Here is a 21,643-nt window from a genome sequence, read left to right as displayed (position 1 = left end):
CGTATGCGCATCTTAATGCTGGCTTCATCACTACCAAAATATCCGCGAGAAACAACGGCACCGTTCATCGAAGAGATTGCCGCCGGGATCGCGGCTCGTGGTCACGAGGTGACACTGGTGGCACCGTGGCATCCCGATCTGCGGCGCGGTACCTACGAACGTGGGATTCATTTGCGTTTCTTCCGTTACGCACCGCATCCGGCACTCAATATCTGGGGCTATGCCCAATCACTGCAAAGCGATACTCAGGTGCGCGAACGGGCATGGTTAGCAGCACCGTTTGCGCTTACCGCTTCGTTCAGTGCTTTGCGGCGCGAATTACACCAGGCGCGGGCCAGGGGAAAACCGTTCGATCTGGTGCAGGCGCATTGGGTCTTACCCAACGGGCCGCCCGCTGCACTTGCAGCGCTCATAGCTCGCCTGCCGCTGGTGGTCAGTCTGCACGGCAGCGACATCTATCTGGCCGAGACACAACGCATTATGGGTACTCTGGCCGGGCTGGTCTTTCAACGCGCTGCCGCCGTCACTGCCTGTAGTGCCGATCTGAGCATGCGCGGAGTACGGTTGGGCGCTAACCCAGCCCGTACCTTCGTCATTCCCTACGGCGTGCATCCCGATCAGTTTCGGCCTGATCCGGCAGCGGCGCAGCAGTTTCGTACCGAATGGAATATTCCTGCCCACGCTCCGCTGGTGTTAGGGTTAGGGCGACTGGTGAGTAAAAAGGGGTTCAGTGTTCTGCTCGATGCGTGGCCGGCGGTGTTGCGCATGCACCCTACAGCGCGTCTGGTTATCGTCGGCTACGGCGATCTGCGTCCGGCCCTGGAAGCGCAGGCCGCCCGACTGGGTATTGCCACCACCGTGCTGTTTACCGGTCAGCTTGACCGGGCGCGTACTGCGATAGCGATGGCCGCTGCCGATGTTTTTGCGCTGCCGATTGTGCGGGAGGGTGTTGACGGCTTGCCCAACGTTTTGCTGGAAGCGATGGGGGCGGCGCGTCCGATTGTGGCGGCACGGGTAGCCGGGGTGCCCGATGTGATCGAGGATGGCGTGCATGGGCTGATTGTTCCCGAACGCGATGCAGCCGCCCTGGCAGCCGCTATTGGTCGCCTGACTGAAGATCGGGCACTGGCAGCCCGCCTGGGGGCGGCAGCGCGCGAACGCATTCTGAATGAGCTGACGTGGGAGAATACAGCGGCACGCTATGAAGCTGCCTTTGCGGCTGCACTGCGCGGTGAGGTCAGGCCATGACGTGGCGATGGCTGATAGCCTGGCTTTTGATCGGCATTGCTGCGATGGCCCTGCGCCTCTACCGGCTCGGCGATCAGAGTCTCTGGCTGGATGAAGGCAACAGTTGGGCAATGGCGATGCAGCCGTGGACGGTGCTGCTGATCGATTTGATCCGACCTAACGCAGCCTACCCGCTCTACCATGTGATCTTGAAGGGATGGATGAGTCTGGCCGGAGTGAGTGAGTGGGCGCTACGTTTCCCTTCGGCGATAGCGGGTGCGTTGAGCGTGCCGCTGCTGGCGCTGGCGGCGAGACGTGCGGTTGGTGACTCGCCGCAACGCGACGCGGTGACCATCGCGGCTGCGCTGATCGGCGTATGTTCGCCTTTTGCCATCTGGTATGCGCAGGAAGCGAAGGTCTACGCGCTGGTGCTGCTAGTCAGTACTGCGATCCTCTGGCTGACATTGCGCGCCGTACACGAGCAGCGTGCGCAGGTGTGGTACTGGTTGATCGGGTTAACGGTGCTGGCCTTGTTCATCCATCGGCTGACGGCACTGCTGGCATTGAGTGCCAGTCTGGTGTGGTTGTTCAGTCGTCCCCGCCGGTACACGATTCCTATCGCCGTTGGCCTGATTGTGATCGGTCTGGGTATGATCGGCGCTATGGCTGCCGGCATCGGTAGTGATCGGGCAGCGAGTGGAGCGTCAATCGCCGCCGATCCGCTGACCGCCCTCTGGTTGACTATCACTCGCTTTAGCCTGGATCGCTGGCCGGGTGATCTCGAATGGTTCTGGCTTTTGCCGTGGCTCCTGCTGTTTGGTCTGGGCCTGATCGGATTCGCAAGTCTGCCGCAATCGAGTCGGCTGGTTATCGGGATGATGGGGAGTGTGCCGCTGGTGCTGTTCGGGGTACAGCTTCTCTTCACCCGGCTCTACGAAGCACGTTATCTGATGATCGTCTTTCCAATCTGGTTGATCACTCTCGCAATTGGCGTTGGGCACACGAACTGGCGACGAGCGCTGGCATGGCTGATGTTAACCGGTGTCTTGACCACGTCGGCTTTGGCCCTGACCCAACCACGCTTCGGGCTGTTTTCTGGCGACCCGGTCAAGGAGCAATATCGTGAAGCAATCGGCGAATTGATGCGCCGGGTACATCCCGATGATGCGGTTGTGGTGCATCCAGGATACCTGCGCTCGCTCTACGACTACTATGCGAGCCGGTTGAGCAGCGATCCGGCACCGCAGCCGATCAGCTTTGCCAATTTCTGGACGGGCGAAACTAGCTATACTCAGCGTGAGTGGGATGTCGAACGGCGGGCGGCATTAACCGGTTATACGCGAAGCTGGCTGCTGATAGCTCCCGATCATGCGCGGACTGTCGATCCGCCGCGACCGGGTGATGAGTACGGTCTGGTCGGTAATTTTTGGGCTTTCAGCCGCGAGCAGCGGACGTGGCCGTGCGGTATCTGGCGCTTGCAGGGGGTTCATCTCTTCTGTCAGGAGGCACCGGAGGCGTACATTACCGGCAAGATCGTGCAGCCGGCTACGCCGGGTAACGCCGTGTTTGGCGAGCAGTTGACGTTTCTCGGTTATACGCTGAAGGCCACCACGCCGGCGGGGCCAGGCATCTATCGCGCCGGTGGCAACATTCCGCTCAGTCTGTTCTGGGATGTGACACAGCCACTCGGTGAGGATTACAGCCTCTTCATTCACCTCTGCCGCGATTGTGAGCAGCCACCGGTTGCCGGCGATGATGGGCAACCGCTGGCCGGTTATCTGCCAACCAGTACATGGCTGCCGGGGAAGCCGGCGCGCGATGATCGCACGGTGCATTTACCGCCCGACCTGGAACCTGGTCACTATCAGCTTTTGATCGGCTGGTACCGACCGACCGATCCGACACCCGATGGCCGTCTGCCGGTGCGTGGTGAGGGAGCACTGAGTGCAGGGCGGCTCTGGTTAACAACGATTGAGGTCATTGCCGGTGAGGAATAGTTGGTTGCGACAACACTGGCCGCTGCTGCTGGCATTGGGCGCCGGTATCGGCTTGCGATTGGCACTTTGGGGAAACCTGCCGCGCCTCGGTCTCATATCTGATGAAGCCGAATATCTGGCATCTGCCGATTGGCTAGCCAACGGGCGAGGGTTTGCCTGGCATACCACGTATCTGTGGACGCGAGCGCCACTCTACCCGCTGTTTCTGGCCGCCCATATCGCGCTCTTTGGGCGGAATGAAGCGTTTATCTTCGTGACGCAGAACCTGCTCAGTCTGGTCAATGTCGGCCTGGTGTATGTGCTCAGCCGACAGTTGGGGGCGACACCACGCATGGCCGGAGGTGCCGCTCTGCTGAGCGCACTGTCGCTACCGCTGGCGATGTATCCGCAACTGCTGCTGAGCGAAACGCTGTTTATCAGCCTGTTGCTGGCCGCGTTCTGCCTGCTGGCCAATCCCCGGCAGCGGCACAATCTGCTGATCGGTGGTGTGCTGCTCGGTCTAGCGACACTCACCCGTGGCTTACTACTCGGCTTTCTGCCGTTGATTGCCGGCTGGATCGGTTGGCGCACACCGGGTCACTGGCGTGAACGATTGATCAGCGGCTTGTTGCCATTACTGGCTGCCGGCTGTCTGATCGGGCCGTGGGCATGGTACGCTTCGCGAACGTATGGCGGTCTGATAATCATTGACACAACCAGCGCCTACAACCTGGCCCTGGGTGCCCGTACCGCCTACGACGGTGGCCGGAGCGATGCACCGACGCGCAATCTGGTGCTGGCGCTGCTCGACCCAACCCTTGATGATGATGCCCGTGCGCAGCTCACTGCCGGTTCGTGTCTGGCGGAGCGGAACGATCCACGGCTGGCCGCTGCGCTGGCTAAGCCGGTTACCGCGATAACGCAGGCTGAACGACAACAAGTGCTCAGTGCCGAAGGCTGGTGTCTGATCCAGGCGAAACCATGGGCGTTTGGCGAGAAGACGTTCGCAGAGTTGATCGATCTGTTTCAAATCAACTACAGCGGCGATGAGCGACTGGCCGAAGGCTTTGCCCTGGGGCGGTTGCCGGCGTGGTACACGCTGGCCCTGCTTGTGCTGGACGATACGCTTTATGTGATTGTGTTACCGCTGGCCATGTTGGGGTGGGCTGTCCTGCGCCGACCGCAATCACTGCTCGCCGGGCTGATTGGCTGGTGGCTGTTGTACAATCTGGCGGCAGCGCCGTTACTCTTCGCGATTAACCGCTTCCGCATTCCGCTGCTACCGTTTCTGTTTATTCTGGCGATGTTTACGCTGGCGGCTATCCTCCACCGGCGCACGTGGCCGGTGAACCGGCGGGGGGCAGGCTACGCAGCGCTGGCCGTGCTGGTGTGGCTGATCGCCGCCACCCCCTACGCTTATCTCGAACCACGACCCGCCGGTGCGCCGTCACAGTGGGCATCCTACTTCGGCCCCTACCCGTCGGCGATAGCCGCAGCACAGATCGCCTGGCAGAGTCGGGCGCAGTACGCTGCCTTGGAACGGTTAGCCGCCGCCGTGGCCGCCGACGATCTGACAGCGTGGTTGCAGGCGCTCGCCGATCCAGATTTGCCGGCTTACGCACGTGCTGTCGGCGAACCGTTACTGGTTGCCCGCCGGGGGCAGCCGGCTGTTGGCCTGGAACTGCTGGGCCGTCAGCAACCGCTCTACCCGTGGCAGACCGCCGTGATCCGCGGCGAATTGCTGCGGCAGATAGGTGATCTGAACGGGGCGCGCCAGTCGCTTGGGCAAACCCTGGTTGACGACTGGAACCCGACGGGCTGGGCATGGCAGTGGCTCAAACCGCCCCGCCTCCCCGGTGACCGGATCGATCTGGCCGACGATAACGATCTCGGTTATATCGATGGATTTTACCTCGGCGAGTTTGATCCAGTTCTCGGCGCGACTGTGCGCTGGGCGGGGGAGAGGGCCGCTTTGCGCTTTCCGGCAGCCGCAACGGGCAACAATCGGCAGCTCTGTCTTCGCGCAGCGGCTAACTGGCCAACAGATCTGACACCACCAGCGATCACGGTCTGGCTCGATGGTACTGAGGTGGGGAAGTTTCAACCTGAACGTCAGTTACAGGAGTTCTGTCTTGCATTGCCGGCCCGTTCGCCGGGAAGCGATTACATCATCACCCTGCACGGCCCTGGCTTCATTCCTGACGCGCTCGACCTGGTGCGCCGGCAAGGGCCACAGGTCGGTCAGGTGCGAATTCTGGCGTTTCAGCTCGATTGGGCAGAGGTGAGATGATACTGTGCAGAAACCCGGTTGTTATCAGCCGGTCGGTACCATGACTATGAATACCGATCAACGAACCGCGCAACGTAACTGGTGGATCGCCGTCGCTGTGCTGACAATCCTGGCGCTAATCTTGCGGCTTCAGGTCTGGCGCTGGCGCGAGTTCTATCCACTGGGAGGCGACGAAACTGAATATCTGACCCAGGCAATTACCCTCTTGCAGGAACGACGTTACGTTGAGCTGCGGCTGATGCGGCCACCGCTCTACCCGATCTTTCTGGCGACGGCGATTGTCCTGGTGGACTCGCTGGTGCAGAATCTGCGACTGGTGCAGGCGATTATCAGTACGTTGACGGTACCATTGATAGCCCTGCTCACCCGAACGCTGGCCAGCCGCAGTGCGCCACAGGCCGCACCTGCCTTTGTCAGCCGCGCCGGATTACTGGCCGGGCTGCTGACGGCGTGTAACTATACGCTGGCCGCTAACGCGACCGAATTACTGACCGAGACCCTCTTTCTGGCCGGGCTAAGCCTATTGTTCTGGTTGATTCTGATACCGCAGCTATCGCGGCGGCTCACTCTGGTTGCCGGGATGATCTGCGGAGCACTGTGTCTGATCCGCTCGGTGGCGTTGCCACTACTCCCGCTGACGATAGGCTGGTGGCTCATTCATGGCTGGGCACACGGGCAGCGTCGGCAACGGTTGCAGCAGGCTGTCATCTTTGGGTTGGGATGTGCGCTTGTGGTCGGGCCATGGACAATCCGTAACACCCTGACCTACGGCGGGGTGATTCTGATCGACACTACCGGCGCCGAGAATCTATGGCTCGACAATGACCCCGCCGGTCGCGAAGCGGTGAAAGCTCAGCTTTACGCTCTGGGTGAAGACCGGTTATTACGGCAGCGATTGGCTACCGAACGCGGTATTGCGGTGATCCTGGCCGACCCGGCCCGGTTTCTGGCAAAGATGGCTCGTGAGCTGCGCCTCTTCTTTGCCCTCGAACACGCCGATGATATGCGGGCCAGACCGGCGATCTGGGTCTCACCGACCGAAGTCGCGGCCCGGCTGATCCTGGGAGATGGGGTGTGGCTGCTCATCCTCATCGGCGGTAGCTTTGGTCTGTTCCAGCGCTGGCACACGGCAGCACAGATAGCATCGCAGCGTCCGGCGACCTTCTTGCACGCCCTGACGAGTCCAGCCTGGTTGTTGGGCGCGTGGGCCGCGTATGTGCTCTTCACCACGCTCATCTTTCATGTCGAACTGCGGTATCGTCTCCCCCTTTACCCGGTCTTGCTCGCCTACACCGGCATGGCTGGTGCGGCGTGGTTGACGGGGCTGTACAAAACTATTCCCCGCCAACCACAAACCCTGCTGATCCCGCTCCTGGCCCTGCTGATCACGCTCTGGCACGCCCCGTACCCAGTGCTGGCCTGGCAACTGGCCGGCAAACATCTGGCACTGTGGCGTGCCGAACAGGCATTAGCCACCGGCGATCCGGCAACGGCAACCACGGCTGCTTACAAGGCGCTGGCGCGTGACGAACAATCGGTGCTGGCGCGAGTCGCGCTGGCCAGAGCCGCTTTGCTGACCGATGATGAAGCGGCGGCATTGCGTTGGCTGGAGGAAGCAATCGCGATCTTGCCCGCCCACCCTTACCCACATATACTGCGTGGCGACATACTGCGTCGGCGGGGAGAATTAGAGGGTGCACGTCGTGAATTGAGCAATTTTGCTACCGGGTCGCGTGAAGACCTCTCTACCTGGCTCTGGAAGCGCTCGGTTACACCACCACCAACGACACTCGTCGTCGGCGATAGTCTGGCGCTCGGGTTCATTCGCGGCATGCACCAGACCGATCCCGGCGAACAGGAATGGCGCTGGACGACCGGATGGGCACAGCTACGTCTGAGCATACCGGCCAACGCTCAGCAGATCAGGCTGACAGTACGTAGTGGCCGGCCTGATCGAAGCGCCGTCACCATCTGGGTAACGATTGCCGACGGCCAGCCGCAGCCTTTCACGATTGGTGCCGACCGGCAAACCATCACCATCCCATTACCGGCAATGCTCCGCGCAGAAGAGCTGGTCATCTCGATCACGACACCTACCTTTTGGCCGCGGCAATACGATCCGGCCAGCGCCGATAGTCGCCGGCTAGGGATGCAAATAGGCTTTGTGGAGGTACGATGAAGCGCGAGTCGTGGTGGCTGATCGCAATCCTGACCATAGCGGTCCTGATCCGATTGGCACTCTGGCTGCAACCGCTGCATCTGCCGGCGAACGACGAGGTCGAGTATCTCACGGTGGCGCGTGACCTGTTGGCCGAGCGGGGATGGAGCTTCTACGAGCGCTACCACTGGCTGCGGGCACCGCTCTACCCGCTCTGGCTGGCCGGATCACTCTGGCTCAGTGGTGGTGATGTCTGGCTGGCAGCGCTGCCCAACATTGCCCTCAGCGTGCTCAACGTTTATCTGATCTACCTGCTTTCGCAGGCGATAGCCGATGGCGCCGGGCCGTGGGTGCATCGCCTGGCCGCCGGCGGAGCGGCCATTCTGCTCACCAACGCCACCTTTGCCTCGCTCTACATGAGCGAAACCCTCTTTACCACGCTGTTCTGCGCAGCGTGGTGGCTCCTGCTGGTATGGCGTCGACGCGGCGCCCAATGGCGCGACTGGCGTCTGTTTCTTGCCGGCGGCCTGTGGGGGCTGGCGCTCTTGACCCGCTCGATGCCGCTGTACTTCACCCTGCTGGTGAGCGGCTGGATTGCGGTCGTTGCTACCGGCAACTGGTCACAATTGCTACGGCGACCAACGCCGGTGCTTGCCGGGCTGATCTTCGCTACCAGTGCGGTGATTGTTGTGGCACCGTGGACAATCCGCAACTGTCTGAGCTATCGCAGTTGTATTGTGATCGAAACCGGTCTGTCGTACAATCTCTGGGCATTCAACGAACCACGCGAAGATATGGCAACCATCTTTCGCGTGCTGGAAAATATCCCTGATCCGGCTGAGCGAGCGGCTTACGCGACGGCGCGGGGGCTGGAACGGCTGCGCGAAGACCCGGCAATTATGTTGCGCAAACTCTGGCCGAACTGGCTGGCAATCTGGCGGGTGAAGGCGATCCAGGATCGCTTTCTGCTGGAAGATTATCGGGCCGATCCACCGCCGCTGCTCTTTCTAGCTGCACTCATCTTCGACGATCTGCTGTACGGCCTGATTGCTGTGGGCGGGATAGCCGGTCTGGTGTACGGGGCACTACATCGGCGAGCACCGGCAGTGCTGATCGGCTTATGGTTAATCTACTTCATCGCCGTATCACTGGTGACCCACGGCGAAGGGCGTTATCGCCACTTCATCTTCTTCGCTCTCATCCCCTATGCGGCACGGGCGTGGCTGACACTCCCGCACTGGTATCGGCTCAACCGGCCAGCACTGCGCACAGCGCTGCTGGTCAGCGGGGGTGTCGGTCTCTCAATCCTGATCGCCTACCACTGGGAATATGCCATCCAGGGCGGAATCCGCAGCTTCTGGCGGCTCAGCGGCGACCTTGCCCGCGCTACCGGCAACCTGCCGCAAGCCACTGCTGCGTATCAGCAGGCTTTGGCTGCACAACCCACACCTGACGGGTATCTCGTGCTGGGGGATGTGCTGCGTGTGCAGGGCGACAACGAGAGGGCGTTGAATGCTTACCGCGCCGCTCAACGCCTTAACATCCTCTACCCACCGACGTACATCCGGCTTGGCGATCTGTTGCGGGCGACCGGTAATCTCGACGAAGCCCGTCAGGCGTATCGCCCGCAATACGTGAGTGAACAGGCGTTGATCGATCTGGCCTGGCGCGACACGCAACCATTACCGACATCGGCGATTGAGGTGGGTGATGGATTAGACTTTGGTTATCTTACTGGCTTCTACCCCGCCGAGACCCTGGCCGGTGCCCAGAGTCGCTGGACAGGGTCGGTGGCGAGGATTCGCATCTCGGCCACCGGTCAGGTGGTGCAGTTGCGCGTGGCGGCATTACGCCCCGACGCGCCGGTTACCGTGCAGTTCTGTAGCGACAAGCGCTGCCATCCATTCCGGCTTGACACCAACTGGCGCTGGTTGACGGTGCGCTTACCGGCACCGGTAGATCCCACTGCCCTGCGCGATATTGAGTTACGGGTAGAACCGTGGTCTGCGCCGGATGGGCGTGAGCTGGGAATTGTGGTGGATCGGGTTGAGGTGCGGGGTGAGTGAAGGGGAGAGGACGTGCTACCGACTGTGTCCTGGCTCATCCCAGTTGAGGGGTGGACAGAACATAGGATCGCCAAGGAGCTTTATGGTGTTGGGATGCACCGGTTGGCCCGTATCCCCACTCCCGATCGCGGGGCGGGGATACTCGAGTCGTGCGCTGAGGTGTCCCAATGCGGGAGAAAACACCCCTATCTCTTTCCAACGGCGCAAGGAGCTTCTCCTTTAGCGGGAGCAAGGCCACGAAAAGCGTGTGAGTAGCGTATTGCGCTACTTGCTTATAGTTTGACCTTACACTTTTCTTCTTTGCTTGCCTAAGTGTTTGCAACAGTACTACCGCCGAAAAACATCGCGAACTTCGCTGAGGAACCGTTCCACAATGACGCGCATCTCGTCGATGGCCGTGTGCAGATTGTTCGCCGTCGGGTCAGCGTCTTCATTCGGCATCAGCAACCACAACAGGATATAGAACAGCACACCCATGCCGTTCACTAGGCCCAATATCACAAAAACCAGCCTGACGATAACCGGATCAACCCTGATATATTGGGCCAGCCCACTGGCAACACCGGCAAGCATGCGATCATTGCGCAACCGTTGCAACCGTTGTGTTTGTGGCGTATTCATTGCTATACTCCTCCCACTAATTGTACTGTCTGTTTGACGCTGTCGCCGTGTCGTTGGTTGCACTTAGGAATGGGAATGCGGCAACCGGTGTTGGTTGCCGCACGTGGGTGAGGTTCTGGTTGCTTTCATCAGGGTAACGAGCCGGATAAGCCTGCTACCCTTCCTGTCCTAATTCCCACACCGATCGACATCCCGCCAGTTGAGCACAGTGTCGTTGACCGTCTGCACACCACTCGAACCGTAAGTCAGCGTCAACTGCCGGTTGACCAGCTCTTCACAAGTCGCACCCTTTTCAACAAAATTTCACGATCCGAGAGTGTACTTGTATTCGAGTTGCATGCCCTCGCGTCCGATGAAGGTGATAGTCTATTGAGTTGCCGAGACCTGCGTCATCACCACACCACCCGGATTCCAATGCGGTAAACCACCGTCGAGTCGATCGAGGGAGCCGGTAATGTAGACACTACGCCCAATTGCATCTTCAACGGGCGCCGGTACTGTCACATTCATGACCAGCGTAACTGTGCGGAGTGCGGCGGTAGCCGTTACTGGTGAGCTAAAGGCTGAACGATTGAACGATGTATCTAGCGCACGCACGGCATAGGTGTAGGTGGTATCCTGGATAACGCTAGTATCGGTGAAGGTGGTTGCAGTTGTGCGGGCAAAGATGAGTTCGTTGCCGCTACCATCGATACGGCGTACTTCGTAGGCATAGGCATCATCGACGGCATTCCAGCTCAAGACGATCCCTACCGGGGATGCGCTGATCACCTGCAGGCTGGTTGGGGTTGCCGGGGTGTTGTGTCACCACTGGAAAGAACGGTGAGCACACCAGGTTGCGGCGGTAAGCTACTGAACGGCCCACTGCCGTCAGCGTAAAGCCAGTCGCGTCCGTTGGTGGTGCTGTAGCGGAAGACGTGATCGAAGGTGCCAACTGTTTCAAGTTGGAGTTGCGCCTTAAATTCGTCGTTATTGCTGGCGTCAACGTTGAAGGTAGCCTCAACCCACACCCGGTTACTCCCACGGGGATCACTACCCTAAGGGCCGTATCCCACCTGGGCACGCAGGCCAGGTGTCGCACCGGGCTGACCGGTTACACCGTCGATCCAGACCTGCCCGTAAATCTCCGGTGTGGTATTAATGGCCGACACGGTGTACGAGATCGTCGGTGACCATTGCAGATTGGCCCACCCAATCCGATAGTTCGGCAGAGCGCTTACTTCCGCCGAAGCCGGCCCTTCGTTCCCCACAGCATCAAGCGCACGGACAACGAAGTAATAGGTGCACCCGTTCTCTACTGTGGTGTCGGTAAAGCTCAGACTGCTTACCGGCGCAGTATTGATCTTGACCCAACCACCGCCACTGACCGGGCTACGGTAGATGTTGTACGCTTGTGCTCCACCACTGGGCCGCCGCCAACTCAAGCTCACCGACCGGTCACCCTCTTCGATAACCTAAAGGTTGGTGGGCGCCGCCAGTGGCCTGAGATCGGCTCCCGGTTCGTTGATCAGCACAGTACCGCTCAGTGGGTTCAGCGTGATCTGAATGCTCCCGTTAACGACCTGTACTGTCTCGTCGAGCTGATTACCAACGGTAAACATTGCGCAGAGTTCTACCCCATTGGGCAGAAAGCCCTGTACAGGTACCGTGATCGTCAGTGTTGCCGAGCTGCGATTGATCAGCACCAACGCGGCTTCTGTACTCTGGCTCATTGAGACGATGACCAATCAATCAGTACATAGATCTCGTCATTGATGATCTCAACCGGGTAGGTAGCGATACGTAACCCCACCGGTGGAACGATGCTCTTGCCGGTACGTACATCGTATGTCCAGCCGTGCAAGGGACACGTGACGGTGTGATCGATCAATACCCCTGTCGAGAGTGGGCCACCTTCGTGTCGGCAGCTATCGCTGAAGGCGTAGATGTTACCACCAACATTTGCTATCCCGATTGGCAGTCCATCAATCTCAACGTACCGCATCTGGCCGGGTCGTAGTTCGTGACGATGACAAATTTTAAACCGTTCCACAGGCGCTACTCCATTGACAGACGGGGTATCTATGATTACAGTACCATTACAATACACGCACTCATACGTTATAATACGCATTATACCTATTACCGGATCGGGATCTCTTGCCACAATTCGAGGTGCCATATGCCGCCGCTTGCGATAAATCAGCGCCAACTGGAAACACTCAGTCAACTGCTTATTGCCGGCGGCCACCACGAAGTGGCCGATCTCTTGCAGGCATCGCTTGATCGCCTGATCGCTTTCTGGCCGGCTCAGGCCGGTGCATTGCTCTACGTTTCGCCATACGGTGAAACGACGAAGGTGATGCACGGTAAACTCGATGCTGAAACGCTGCTGCTGATCGAGCAGGCACGCGATGGCTTCACCCGTCGTGACGATAATGGCGAACCAATTGTCGGCTCGTATTCGATTGATGAGGGGCGTGACCTTATCGAGTTGCCATTACAGAGTGGCGGGCAGGGTGTGGGATTGCTGCACCTGGTGGTGAGCCGGAACAATCAGCAGTCGGGGGGGCATCCACCCCTGGATGAGGAGTTGCTTGTTCTGCTGGTGCGGGCAATTGGTGGTGAAGCCGATAAGCTAGCCATGTTGCGCCGGGCCGAGCGAGATTTACGCGAATTGCATCTGCTCTACGAGATCGGCCAGTCACTGGCAGTGAATCTCGATCTCGCCAGCCTGCTAAACGATATTAAGTTACGTGCCCCCAAAGTTGTTGGAGCCGAGCGTTGCTCAATCTTTATTCTCGATGAAGAGACAAATGAGTTAGTCCTCGAAGTTCCCGGCGAGCAGCGTCAGTATCGGATGCCGGCCGATCGCGGGATTGCCGGTTGGGTGGTGACGCACGGCGTTGGTCAAATTGTGAATGATGTCGAGCACGATCCGCGCTGGTACGATGCGATTAGCCGTGAAGCTGATTTTGTCACCCGCTCGATAGTGTGTGTGCCGATGCGGGTGAAGGATCGGGTGATCGGTGCCATGCAGTTGTTGAACAAGGTGAACGACCAGCCGTTCACCGATCAGGATATGCAATTGCTAACAACGCTGGCGGCTCAGGCGGCCATCGCTATCGAGAATGCCCGGCTCTATCAACGGCTGAAGGAAGAGCGTGACAGGCTGTTGCAGAAAGAGGCTGAGGTACGCCACGCTATTGCGCGCGATTTGCACGATGGCCCCACGCAGAGTATCGCGGCAATCGCGATGAATATTGAGTTCATTAAGCGTCTGTTCAAGGCCATGCCCGAACGAGTTCCGGCTGAACTTGATACGCTGGCTGAACTGGTGCAAAAAACGACTCACGACATTCGCACCTTACTGTTCGAGTTGCGTCCTCTCGGCCTCGAAACACAGGGTCTGCTGGCAACGTTGCAACAGTATGTTGAGCGTTGGCGCGATCCATCTGGTAGTGATACGAAGCTGCGCCTGGAAGCGCCGGCTCAGGTGCCACGCCTGTCACCCGAAGTTGAAGCAGCCGTCTTCATTATTTTGCAGGAGGCGGTGAATAATGCCCGCAAGCACGCGCACAGTGATACGATCACTATCTATTTGTATGTTGAAGAGGATCACTTTGTAGCCAGTGTGCGTGATCGCGGACGGGGCTTCAATGTCGCTGCGGTGGAAAGCGGCTATGTGAATCGCGGTAGTCTCGGCCTGTTGAACATGAAAGAACGGGCACGTCTGATCGGTGCCGATCTACGTATTCGGAGTGAGATCGGTCAGGGGACAACGGTTGAATTGCGTATTCCACTGAGTCAAGTGCGTTGATGCAGGGTTAGGCCGGGACAGACGACGCTCGCCTTGCCTGCATCCCGGTCATCCGCCAAGACCTGCACGGGTTGGGTTCGGTTGCCGTCTACCCGACACAGCTCAACCATGACCTGAGTCGGACATCCCTCCTATCAAATCTGGTGTCGCAGGGTTCATACCCCGTGATCCGACTCTCACCCTGCTGGTCACGATCATCTGACCGATCAAAGATGAAGAGGGTGGATTTCTAACCCACCCTCTCCCCGTATATCGTGCTACTATCACCCAGGCTATCCGGCACGGGCGCTAAGTGCCTCTTTGACCAGGCCGGCAATATCGGTTGGCATCCGGGCAACGCGCACGCCAACACTCTCCAACGCGGCGATCTTCTCCTGGGCGGTTCCTTCGCCACCGCTGATGATTGCACCGGCATGCCCCATGCGTTTACCGGGCGGTGCTGTCTGACCCGCAATGAAGCCTACCACCGGCTTCGTCACGTGAGCCTTAATGTAAGCGGCGGCCTCTTGTTCGGCGGTACCACCAATTTCGCCAATCAGAACAATTGCCTCGGTTTGTGGATCAGCCTCAAACATGCTTAATACATCAATGAAATTTGTGCCGATAATCGGATCGCCGCCAATGCCGACAATGGTGCTCTGACCAATGCCCAGCCGGGTGAGTGCATCAACTGCTTCATAGGTCAGTGTACCCGATTTACTCACGATCCCAACCGGGCCAGGTATCGCGATGTTACCGGGAATAATGCCCACTTTAGCTGCTCCTGGTGTGAGCAAGCCGGGACAGTTCGGACCGATCAGGCGTACTCCACACTCTCGCACAAAGGCGTAGGTGCTGACCATATCCAGTGCCGGGATGCCCTCGGTAATACACACGATGAGCGGAATACGGGCGGCTGCCGACTCGCGGATGGCATCGGGCGCAAAGGGTGCCGGCACATAGATAACCGCAGTGTTGGCGCCGGTTGCCGCGACTGCTTCCGCTACCGTATTGAAGACAGGCACGCGGCCATCAATCGCCTTTTGGCCACCACGTCCGGGGACGACGCCGGCAACGACATTTGTCCCATACTCGATCATCTGGCGGGTGTGAAATTCACCCTCTTTACCGGTAATTCCCTGTACCAACAGCCGGGTGTTGGTATCGATCAGAATGCTCACTCGTTCCTCCTTAATAAAGTACAGATATACGATGCGATAGGCTTTATCTTAATACGTGTCGCTATTTCGCGGTTCAAGGTTTGTGCCTTCAGCCTCCTGCACAATGGCAACACCTGCCGACGTGCCGATTCGGGTTGCCCCGGCTGCGATCAGTTCCTGGGCCATTGCTAGTGAACGCACGCCACCTGATGCTTTGACGCCAATGGCCGGCCCTACTGCTGCCCGCATAAGGCGAATGTCGGCAACGGTTGCCCCACCCGGCCCGAAACCGGTGCTGGTTTTCACAAAGTCGGCACCCGCCCGTACCGCTAGCATACAGGCCATCACCTTCTCAAAATCGGTCAACAGGCCAGTTTCCAGAATAACTTTTACTAATACGCCACTGGCATGGGCAGCATCGGTAACAGCCCGAATATCATCAACCACCGCGTGATATTCACGTCCGCGAAGTGTCCCAATCGCCAGCACCATGTCTACTTCACGTGCCCCATGCCCGATAGCCTGTACTGTCTCGAAGACCTTCACTTTTGTTGTGGTGGCTCCGAGCGGGAAGCCTATCACCGTGCAGACCCGCACTGCCGAACCGCTGAGCGCATGCGCACAACGTTCAACATAACGCGGATTGACACAAACACTGGCGAACCGGTAACGCTCGGCCTCGCTGCACAGTCGGTCAATCTGATCAACTGTCGCTTCAGGCTTGAGCAGTGTATGGTCGATAAAACTGGCAATAGGGGTATCTGAAGCAGGTGGGACTGGTGGATGCGCCAGCGGTGTACCAACCGGTAATCCAACCAGGGCATCTATGTGTGACCGCACCTGTGCGATGAGATCTTCCACGACGAGGCTCCTCTTGACGACTGGCGCCAGGTTCTGACATCATTCACGATGCTATTGTAGCATAGCCGCGCAAGCTGTTTGCTGAATAGCAATGATAGGCATGTGGTCGAAGAGGAGAGCGTATGACGCGATTTGATGCTATCGGTGTGGGAATTGCCAGTTGGGATCTTGTCGGTGTGACGGCAACATCACCGGTCTTAGGCCAGAAGCAACCGCTTGCCGGATATACGGAGATGGGTGGTGGGCCGGTCGCGACTGCGCTGGCGACCATGGCCCGTTTCGGTTCTCAGGTAGCGCTGGTCAGTGCTGTTGGCGATGATCGCTACGGTGTGGCGATTCAGGCCGAGTTGACCAGATTCGGGGTTGACACCTCGTTCGTTGTGACCGGTCGTGGCTCTTCGCATATTGCGTTCGTGTTGGCCGAACCCGGGAGTGATCGGCGAACGGTATGGTGGTACAACGAGCCGACGGTGTTTGCCGATCTCTCATTTCCTGCCGAACTGGCAGGACAAACCCGTGCATTGTTGATTGACTCTCACCTACCGGCGGCTCTCTCTGCGGCTCGTCAGGTACGGGCTGCTGGAGGGCGAATAATGATTGATGCCGAACGGGTCAATCCAACAGTGCTGGAATTACTACCACTCTGTGATGATATTGTGGTCTCTGCCAATTTTGCCCGTGCAGTCACCGGCCTTTCCGACATAGCAATGGCAACTCAGGCATTGGCCGAACGGTATCGTACACTGGTTGTCGTTACCGCCGGTGAAGCCGGTAGCTGGGCCTGTCACAATGGTGAACTCATTCACACGCCGGCCTTTCCCACTACGCCGGTGGACACAACCGGTTGTGGTGATGTCTTTCACGGTGCCTTACTATTCGCGTTGTTGCGTAATGATCCCTTGCCGGCAGCCTTACGCTTCGCCAGCGCAGCGGCTGCGCTCAAGACGCGCGGACTCGGTGGTCGTAGCGCGTTACCATCGCTCGCCGAGGTTGAGGCTTTGGTTCGCACTACTACTGCGCAGTAGCAAGATACGGTTAATGTGTATAGTGAGATCAGACAATCGGTAAAACTGCATCAGAAGGCAATATGTCGGTGGCGAAGACTGATGCTTTGTAACAGGCCAATGGCGATCAGGGTGGTCACCATAAAGCTGCCTCCCGCCGAGACGAACGGCAATGGCAGACCGGTTACCGGCAGGAGACTCATGTTCATGCCAATGTTGATGACGGTGTGACTGAAGAGCATCCCGAAAATACCGAGCGCTACCAATCGGCCAAACTGATCACGCGCTTTGCCGGCAATAGAGAGGGTCTGCCAGAGTACAACCGCCTGAAAGATGATCAGCACCACACCACCGATAAACCCTAATTCTTCGCCGATAACCGCGAAGATGAAGTCGGTGTGCTGCACCGGCACGTAATTGCCCTGACTGAACAGGCCACGGGTGAGGCCGGTGCCGGTCAGACCGCCGGAACTGATTGCATTGAGTGACTGAATAACGTTATAACCGGCATTAAAATCAACAGCTGCCGGATTAGTAAGCAAGTAGTAGAATGTACTGAGCCGAACTTGTTGATAGGTATCGAGCACGTAGTGCCACGCGATCCACGCGAGTGGGATGGCGGCAATAAACAGGGTGATCAACTGGGCCAACCGCATGCCACCACCCCACGCCATCGTCAGCCAGATGCCGGCCAGAACCAGCGTTGTGCCCAGGTCGGGCTGGATAAAGATCAACGCCATTGGTACACCAGCGATCAATAATCCACCTATCTGCACCAGCCAGCTTCCACCACGATCAGCGTAGTGCTGCCAGTACGTGGCCAGCGCAATGATGAGCACGAGTTTGCCCAGTTCAGCAGGTTGAAACGTTCGTTCACCGATGGCAATCCAGCTCTGCGCACCTTCACTTACGCGGCCGATTACCAATACCGCACCCAGTAGTAGTATTGTGCTGACGTAGAGTGGGCGCGCTAGGCTGGAAAGCAAGCGGTAATCAAACGACATCATGGCGACCATGGCGATCAGGCCGACAACGATATATACGATTTGACGTCCGAAGACCGGACGTAATGGTAAGCCATTACCGGCCACTGCATTCAGGGTTGCACTGTGGAGTGCCAGGCTGCCAATAATCAGCAGGACAGCTACACTGACCAAAATGCCCCAATCCAGATCCCGCCAGCGCCGCGTTTCCACTGGGTACCTCGTTATGTCGTTGTTGTCCAGGTCGTGTACAACTCTGCTGGTATTGAATCTCTGCCGTGCTCAGTATCCATGTGTCAGATGTCTGGCGTTGGGAAGCCATGCTTCCGCGCCTGTCGTACTCTATATTTGGACGCGCATGGCACCTGCCGGACCTTGCCCGGATGGTTAGACTACTGTTGATTGCTATGTGTATCCATTGTGCATGGGCAGAAGCCTATACCAGCGCTATGAGATAACTGCTACTTTGTCTGAGCCACGTCACAGCGCACTATGGGTCGCTCGATGGCTGCTGCGACCCGATGCAATTGCTTCATCAGATCGGCAAAACTCTCAGGTACCAGTGACTGTGTCCCGTCGCAAACGGCAAAAGCTGGATTGTCATGCACCTCAATGATCAAACCATCAGCGCCGGCAGCAATGGCAGCCCGTGCCATCGGTATCACCATGTCGGTCCGACCACTGGCGTGCGACGGATCAACAATGACCGGTAGGTGCGAAAGCTGCTTGATCAAGGGTACCGCTCCCAGATCAAGGGTAAAGCGTAGACTGTCATCGAACGTGCGAATACCTCGTTCACACAAAACAACGTTTGGGTTGCCTTCGGCCAGAATATACTCTGCCGCCAGCAACAAATCCTTCACGGTAGCCGCAAAGCCGCGTTTGAGCAGTACCGGGTGGCGGGTACGCCCAACTGCCCGCAGCAGCGAGTAGTTTTGCATATTGCGCGCACCGATTTGTAGCATGTCGGCATACTGCACGACGAGCGGTAGTGTCTCAGTGTCCATCACTTCCGTGACCACCGGCATCCCGGTTAACGCCCGTGCTTCAGCCAGAATTTGTAAGCCGGCCTCCCCCAATCCCTGAAAGGAGTAGGGTGAGGTGCGCGGTTTATAGGCCCCACCACGGAGGATGACTGCACCGGCGGCCTGTACCGCTCTTGCTACATTGAAGGTCTGTTCGCGGCTTTCGACCGTACATGGCCCGGCAATGATGGCAATGCCCGATCCCCCGATGGGAATGCCACCAACTTCGACAACGGTGTCCAGCTCCTTGAATTCCCGGCTCACCCGTTTGTAGGGTGCTGTGACCCGGATCAATTGACTCACGCCGGGCAGCCGTTGTAATCGTCCGGCCTGTTCAATTGGGCCTTGATTTCCTGTAATTCCGATGGCTGTGCGTGTTGGCCCAGGCATCGGATGTGGCGTGAATCCCATCGCCCGGATTTCAGCGCAGACTGCTTCGATCTGCTCCGCCGTGGCATGTGCTTCCATGACTACCAGCATAGACAAGGCGGCGGTTGGCCAAGCATCAGGTTGCGCCAACCGCATTGACGGACGTAGCGTCCGTTATTCGGAACAACGACTATTCGTAGATCCAGTTGTCGAGCGCACGATTCCACTCGCCGATTAGCTCGTGCGGTTGGAAGAAGATCGCTGTCTCGCGCTCACCACTTTCCGGCGAGTCCGAAGCGTGAATCAGATTGCGACCAATGTCTACCCCAAAGTCGCCCCGGATCGTCCCCGGTGCTGCTTTGGCCGGATTTGTGGCGCCTACCATTGCCCGCACCAGCTCCACGGTACCCGGCTTCCCGGCTACGACCGCTACAACGACCGGCGCAGAGGTGATGTAGCTGACCAGACCGTTGAAGAAGCTCTTGCCTTCGTGCTCAGCGTAGTGGCGGCGCGCCAGAGCCTCGTCGACCTGCATCAGCTTGAGTCCCTGAAATTTCAAGCCCCGCTGTTCAAAGCGGCTGATGATAGCGCCGATCAATCCTCGTTGTACGGCGTCAGGTTTCAAGATTAACAGTGCACGTTCCATGGATACCTCATAACATTAAGAAACAGGTCTGTTTCCCGCGGTCAGTATACCACATACAAAATGCTGATAAACAAAAATCGACAGGTTGCTACCTGTCGATCTGTGCTCTGAGCCACCATTGCAGGTGCGTTAGATCGGAACGGCCTCACTGATCCGTTTGGCCGCACGGCGCATTTCCATCTTGACCAGGCCGAGATTGACCGTGCGCTGTGTGATCACCACCAGGATTAGCTCTTTGGCTTCCAGCAGTAAGATCGAGCCATCTTTGGCATCAATAATGGAGTCAACTAAATGTCCGACTCCGAGTCGGCGGGTCGCTTTATCAATTTCACCGAAGACTGCCGCGGACATTGCTCCCAGTATTTCGGCATCTTCTTCATCGAGCAATGTGCTGGCTACGACCAGGCCATCTTTGCCGACCAGCAAACTGCCAATTACACCGTCGACCCGAATGAGATCTTCTACGATGCGGCGCATGCTAAACCTTTCTTGTGGTGCCATCGCGGAGTCTGCTTTCTCTACATAAGAAAGACGGATACCTCACTTATTCGGCAAATGTGACGCTGTAAGTGGCAATCGCCTCTTCCAGTCGTCCCTGACGCGAGTACACATCACCAAGGATGCGATATAAATGACGAAGAACTGGCGTGTCCTCGATGGTGTTGATAAGGTCTTCCAGCTCCTCGGCCATTCGATCAAGCAGTGTCGTGTGCTTGAGTAAACGACGATAGATGACAGCCATCAATTCGGCCTGCCCGGTTTGCGCACAGAGGCGGGCAATGGTGAAAGCCAGAGAGTGATTGGCCGGATTGGTGCTCAATTGTCGTAAGTAATCGTCGATTGTTGCATTACCGGTAGGAATAAAGTCTTCTGGTGCCCGTGGCCGAATTGGTGCCCTTGCCGAACGACCACGCCCACTGGTCAGAGCTTCACGGCGGGCAAAACGAAGATCGTCGCGAGTCGGTGCTACGCTTCGTCGCTCTTCTCTTGTCGGCGTTCGCAACATCGGTTGCGCTTTAAGTCGTTCACTGAGTGGTGGCAACACAACCCGTGCCGGTTCACTCGTCATCGGCTCAGGCGGTGCATTCCAGATGTCATCAAGCGCATCCAGTGGTTCCGGCACAAAGCCAGTATCTTCTGGTGCTGGCGGCGGCGGTGGTTCCTCTACCCGTGGAGCGGTGCGTACAGCTTTTGCTACCGGTGCGTTTTCGGCAATGCTGAAATCAAACAGGTCATCTTTAGCCGACTCTGCCTCTGATGGTGAAGCTGCTTGCTGAGCGGCCTCAAGCTGGGCAATCTCTTCTGGCGAGAGGCCGAGTTCTTCGAGTGAGAAGGGTGTCAGCTCCGGTTCGACAGGTGCGGCGGGCTGGTCCTGCTGTTGAGCGGCTTCAAGCTGGGCAATCTCTTCCGGCGAGAGGCCGAGTTCTTCGAGTGAGAAGGGTGTCAGCTCCGGTTCGACAGGTGCGGCGGGCTGGTCCT

At 58.2% G+C, this 21,643-nt stretch carries 19 protein-coding genes and 1 pseudogene; 7 read left to right on the top strand and 13 right to left on the bottom strand.

All coding sequences use genetic code 11. The features are described 5' to 3' along the window. Positions 1-3: 3 nt before the first annotated feature. From VAE55_RS16890 to VAE55_RS16870, 5 genes are read left to right on the top strand one after another with little or no spacing between them, the layout of a single operon-like run. Entirely contained in the window at positions 4-1,248 is a 1,245-nt protein-coding gene (locus tag VAE55_RS16890) for a glycosyltransferase (RefSeq protein WP_322816891.1), read from the top strand. After that, positions 1,245-3,224, top strand: a complete 1,980-nt coding sequence (locus VAE55_RS16885) for a glycosyltransferase family 39 protein (protein ID WP_322816890.1) — start codon at positions 1,245-1,247, stop codon at positions 3,222-3,224. The genes VAE55_RS16890 and VAE55_RS16885 overlap by 4 nt, the downstream gene beginning before the upstream one ends. Positions 3,225-3,228: 4 nt before the next feature. Then, a complete protein-coding gene (locus tag VAE55_RS16880) occupies positions 3,229-5,493 on the top strand; it encodes a glycosyltransferase family 39 protein (protein WP_322816889.1) in 2,265 nt (754 codons plus the stop codon). Positions 5,494-5,497: 4 nt separating this feature from the next. Then, positions 5,498-7,672 carry a hypothetical protein gene (locus VAE55_RS16875; protein ID WP_322816888.1) on the top strand — a complete coding sequence of 725 codons (2,175 nt, stop codon included), beginning with the start codon at positions 5,498-5,500 and terminating at the stop codon, positions 7,670-7,672. Continuing rightward, entirely contained in the window at positions 7,669-9,717 is a 2,049-nt protein-coding gene (locus tag VAE55_RS16870) for a tetratricopeptide repeat protein (protein ID WP_322816887.1), read from the top strand. The genes VAE55_RS16875 and VAE55_RS16870 overlap by 4 nt, the downstream gene beginning before the upstream one ends. A 327-nt stretch (positions 9,718-10,044) precedes the next feature. Here the strand turns inward: VAE55_RS16870 and VAE55_RS16865 are convergent, their stop codons facing one another. From VAE55_RS16865 to VAE55_RS16840, 6 genes are all read right to left on the bottom strand, one after another. Further along, the gene (locus VAE55_RS16865; protein WP_322816886.1) at positions 10,045-10,338 is read right to left on the bottom strand and encodes a PspC domain-containing protein; all 294 of its coding nucleotides are present in this window, start codon (positions 10,336-10,338) and stop codon (positions 10,045-10,047) included. Positions 10,339-10,704: 366 nt separating this feature from the next. After that, the gene (locus tag VAE55_RS16860) at positions 10,705-11,109 is read right to left on the bottom strand and encodes a hypothetical protein (RefSeq protein ID WP_322816885.1); all 405 of its coding nucleotides are present in this window, start codon (positions 11,107-11,109) and stop codon (positions 10,705-10,707) included. Continuing rightward, complete coding sequence (locus VAE55_RS16855; RefSeq protein WP_322816884.1) at positions 11,106-11,348, bottom strand: hypothetical protein; 243 nt, start codon at positions 11,346-11,348, stop codon at positions 11,106-11,108. The genes VAE55_RS16860 and VAE55_RS16855 overlap by 4 nt, the downstream gene beginning before the upstream one ends. 27 nt (positions 11,349-11,375) lie before the next feature. Further along, complete coding sequence (locus VAE55_RS16850; protein WP_322816883.1) at positions 11,376-11,768, bottom strand: fibronectin type III domain-containing protein; 393 nt, start codon at positions 11,766-11,768, stop codon at positions 11,376-11,378. Between the two features lie 24 nt (positions 11,769-11,792). Then, positions 11,793-12,050, bottom strand: coding sequence for a hypothetical protein (locus tag VAE55_RS16845; protein ID WP_322816882.1), 258 nt, complete (start codon positions 12,048-12,050; stop codon positions 11,793-11,795). Then, positions 12,047-12,370 carry a non-heme iron oxygenase ferredoxin subunit gene (locus tag VAE55_RS16840; protein WP_322816881.1) on the bottom strand — a complete coding sequence of 108 codons (324 nt, stop codon included), beginning with the start codon at positions 12,368-12,370 and terminating at the stop codon, positions 12,047-12,049. Before VAE55_RS16840 ends, VAE55_RS16845 begins: the two co-directional genes overlap by 4 nt. Positions 12,371-12,499: 129 nt before the next feature. Here VAE55_RS16840 and VAE55_RS16835 point away from each other — a divergent pair, with 129 nt between their 5' ends. Beyond that, positions 12,500-14,137, top strand: coding sequence for a GAF domain-containing sensor histidine kinase (locus tag VAE55_RS16835; protein WP_322816880.1), 1,638 nt, complete (start codon positions 12,500-12,502; stop codon positions 14,135-14,137). 272 nt (positions 14,138-14,409) lie between these two features. On the opposite strand, the gene sucD is transcribed toward VAE55_RS16835, so the two are convergent. After that, positions 14,410-15,297: a succinate--CoA ligase subunit alpha gene (gene sucD, locus VAE55_RS16830; RefSeq protein WP_322816879.1), complete on the bottom strand. Its 888-nt coding sequence runs from the start codon at positions 15,295-15,297 to the stop codon at positions 14,410-14,412. Between the two features lie 48 nt (positions 15,298-15,345). After that, positions 15,346-16,029, bottom strand: a complete 684-nt coding sequence (gene deoC, locus VAE55_RS16825; protein ID WP_416181218.1) for a deoxyribose-phosphate aldolase — start codon at positions 16,027-16,029, stop codon at positions 15,346-15,348. A 230-nt stretch (positions 16,030-16,259) separates the two neighbouring features. Between deoC and VAE55_RS16820 the strand changes: the two genes are divergently transcribed. After that, positions 16,260-17,162: a sugar kinase gene (locus VAE55_RS16820; protein ID WP_322816877.1), complete on the top strand. Its 903-nt coding sequence runs from the start codon at positions 16,260-16,262 to the stop codon at positions 17,160-17,162. Between the two features lie 50 nt (positions 17,163-17,212). On the opposite strand, the gene VAE55_RS16815 is transcribed toward VAE55_RS16820, so the two are convergent. The 5 genes and pseudogenes from VAE55_RS16815 to VAE55_RS16795 all read right to left on the bottom strand — a co-directional run. After that, a complete protein-coding gene (locus tag VAE55_RS16815; protein WP_322816876.1) occupies positions 17,213-18,337 on the bottom strand; it encodes an FtsW/RodA/SpoVE family cell cycle protein in 1,125 nt (374 codons plus the stop codon). A gap of 248 nt (positions 18,338-18,585) precedes the next feature. Continuing rightward, complete coding sequence (aroF, locus tag VAE55_RS16810) at positions 18,586-19,629, bottom strand: 3-deoxy-7-phosphoheptulonate synthase (protein ID WP_416181217.1); 1,044 nt, start codon at positions 19,627-19,629, stop codon at positions 18,586-18,588. Positions 19,630-19,708: 79 nt separating this feature from the next. Beyond that, positions 19,709-20,164, bottom strand: coding sequence for a nucleoside-diphosphate kinase (gene ndk / locus VAE55_RS16805; RefSeq protein ID WP_012256592.1), 456 nt, complete (start codon positions 20,162-20,164; stop codon positions 19,709-19,711). Between the two features lie 129 nt (positions 20,165-20,293). Further along, on the bottom strand, positions 20,294-20,641 hold the full coding sequence (locus VAE55_RS16800) for a roadblock/LC7 domain-containing protein (RefSeq protein ID WP_012256591.1): 348 nt from the start codon (positions 20,639-20,641) through the stop codon (positions 20,294-20,296). 67 nt (positions 20,642-20,708) lie between these two features. Beyond that, a pseudogene (locus VAE55_RS16795) lies at positions 20,709-21,643 on the bottom strand (hypothetical protein); the annotation flags it as partial.

Origin of the sequence: Chloroflexus sp. (assembly GCF_034432675.1) — a bacterium.
Classification (GTDB): Bacteria; Chloroflexota; Chloroflexia; order Chloroflexales; family Chloroflexaceae; genus Chloroflexus.
Note: the sequence above shows the minus strand (reverse complement) of the source record. Positions and strands in the feature narration are given on the sequence as shown.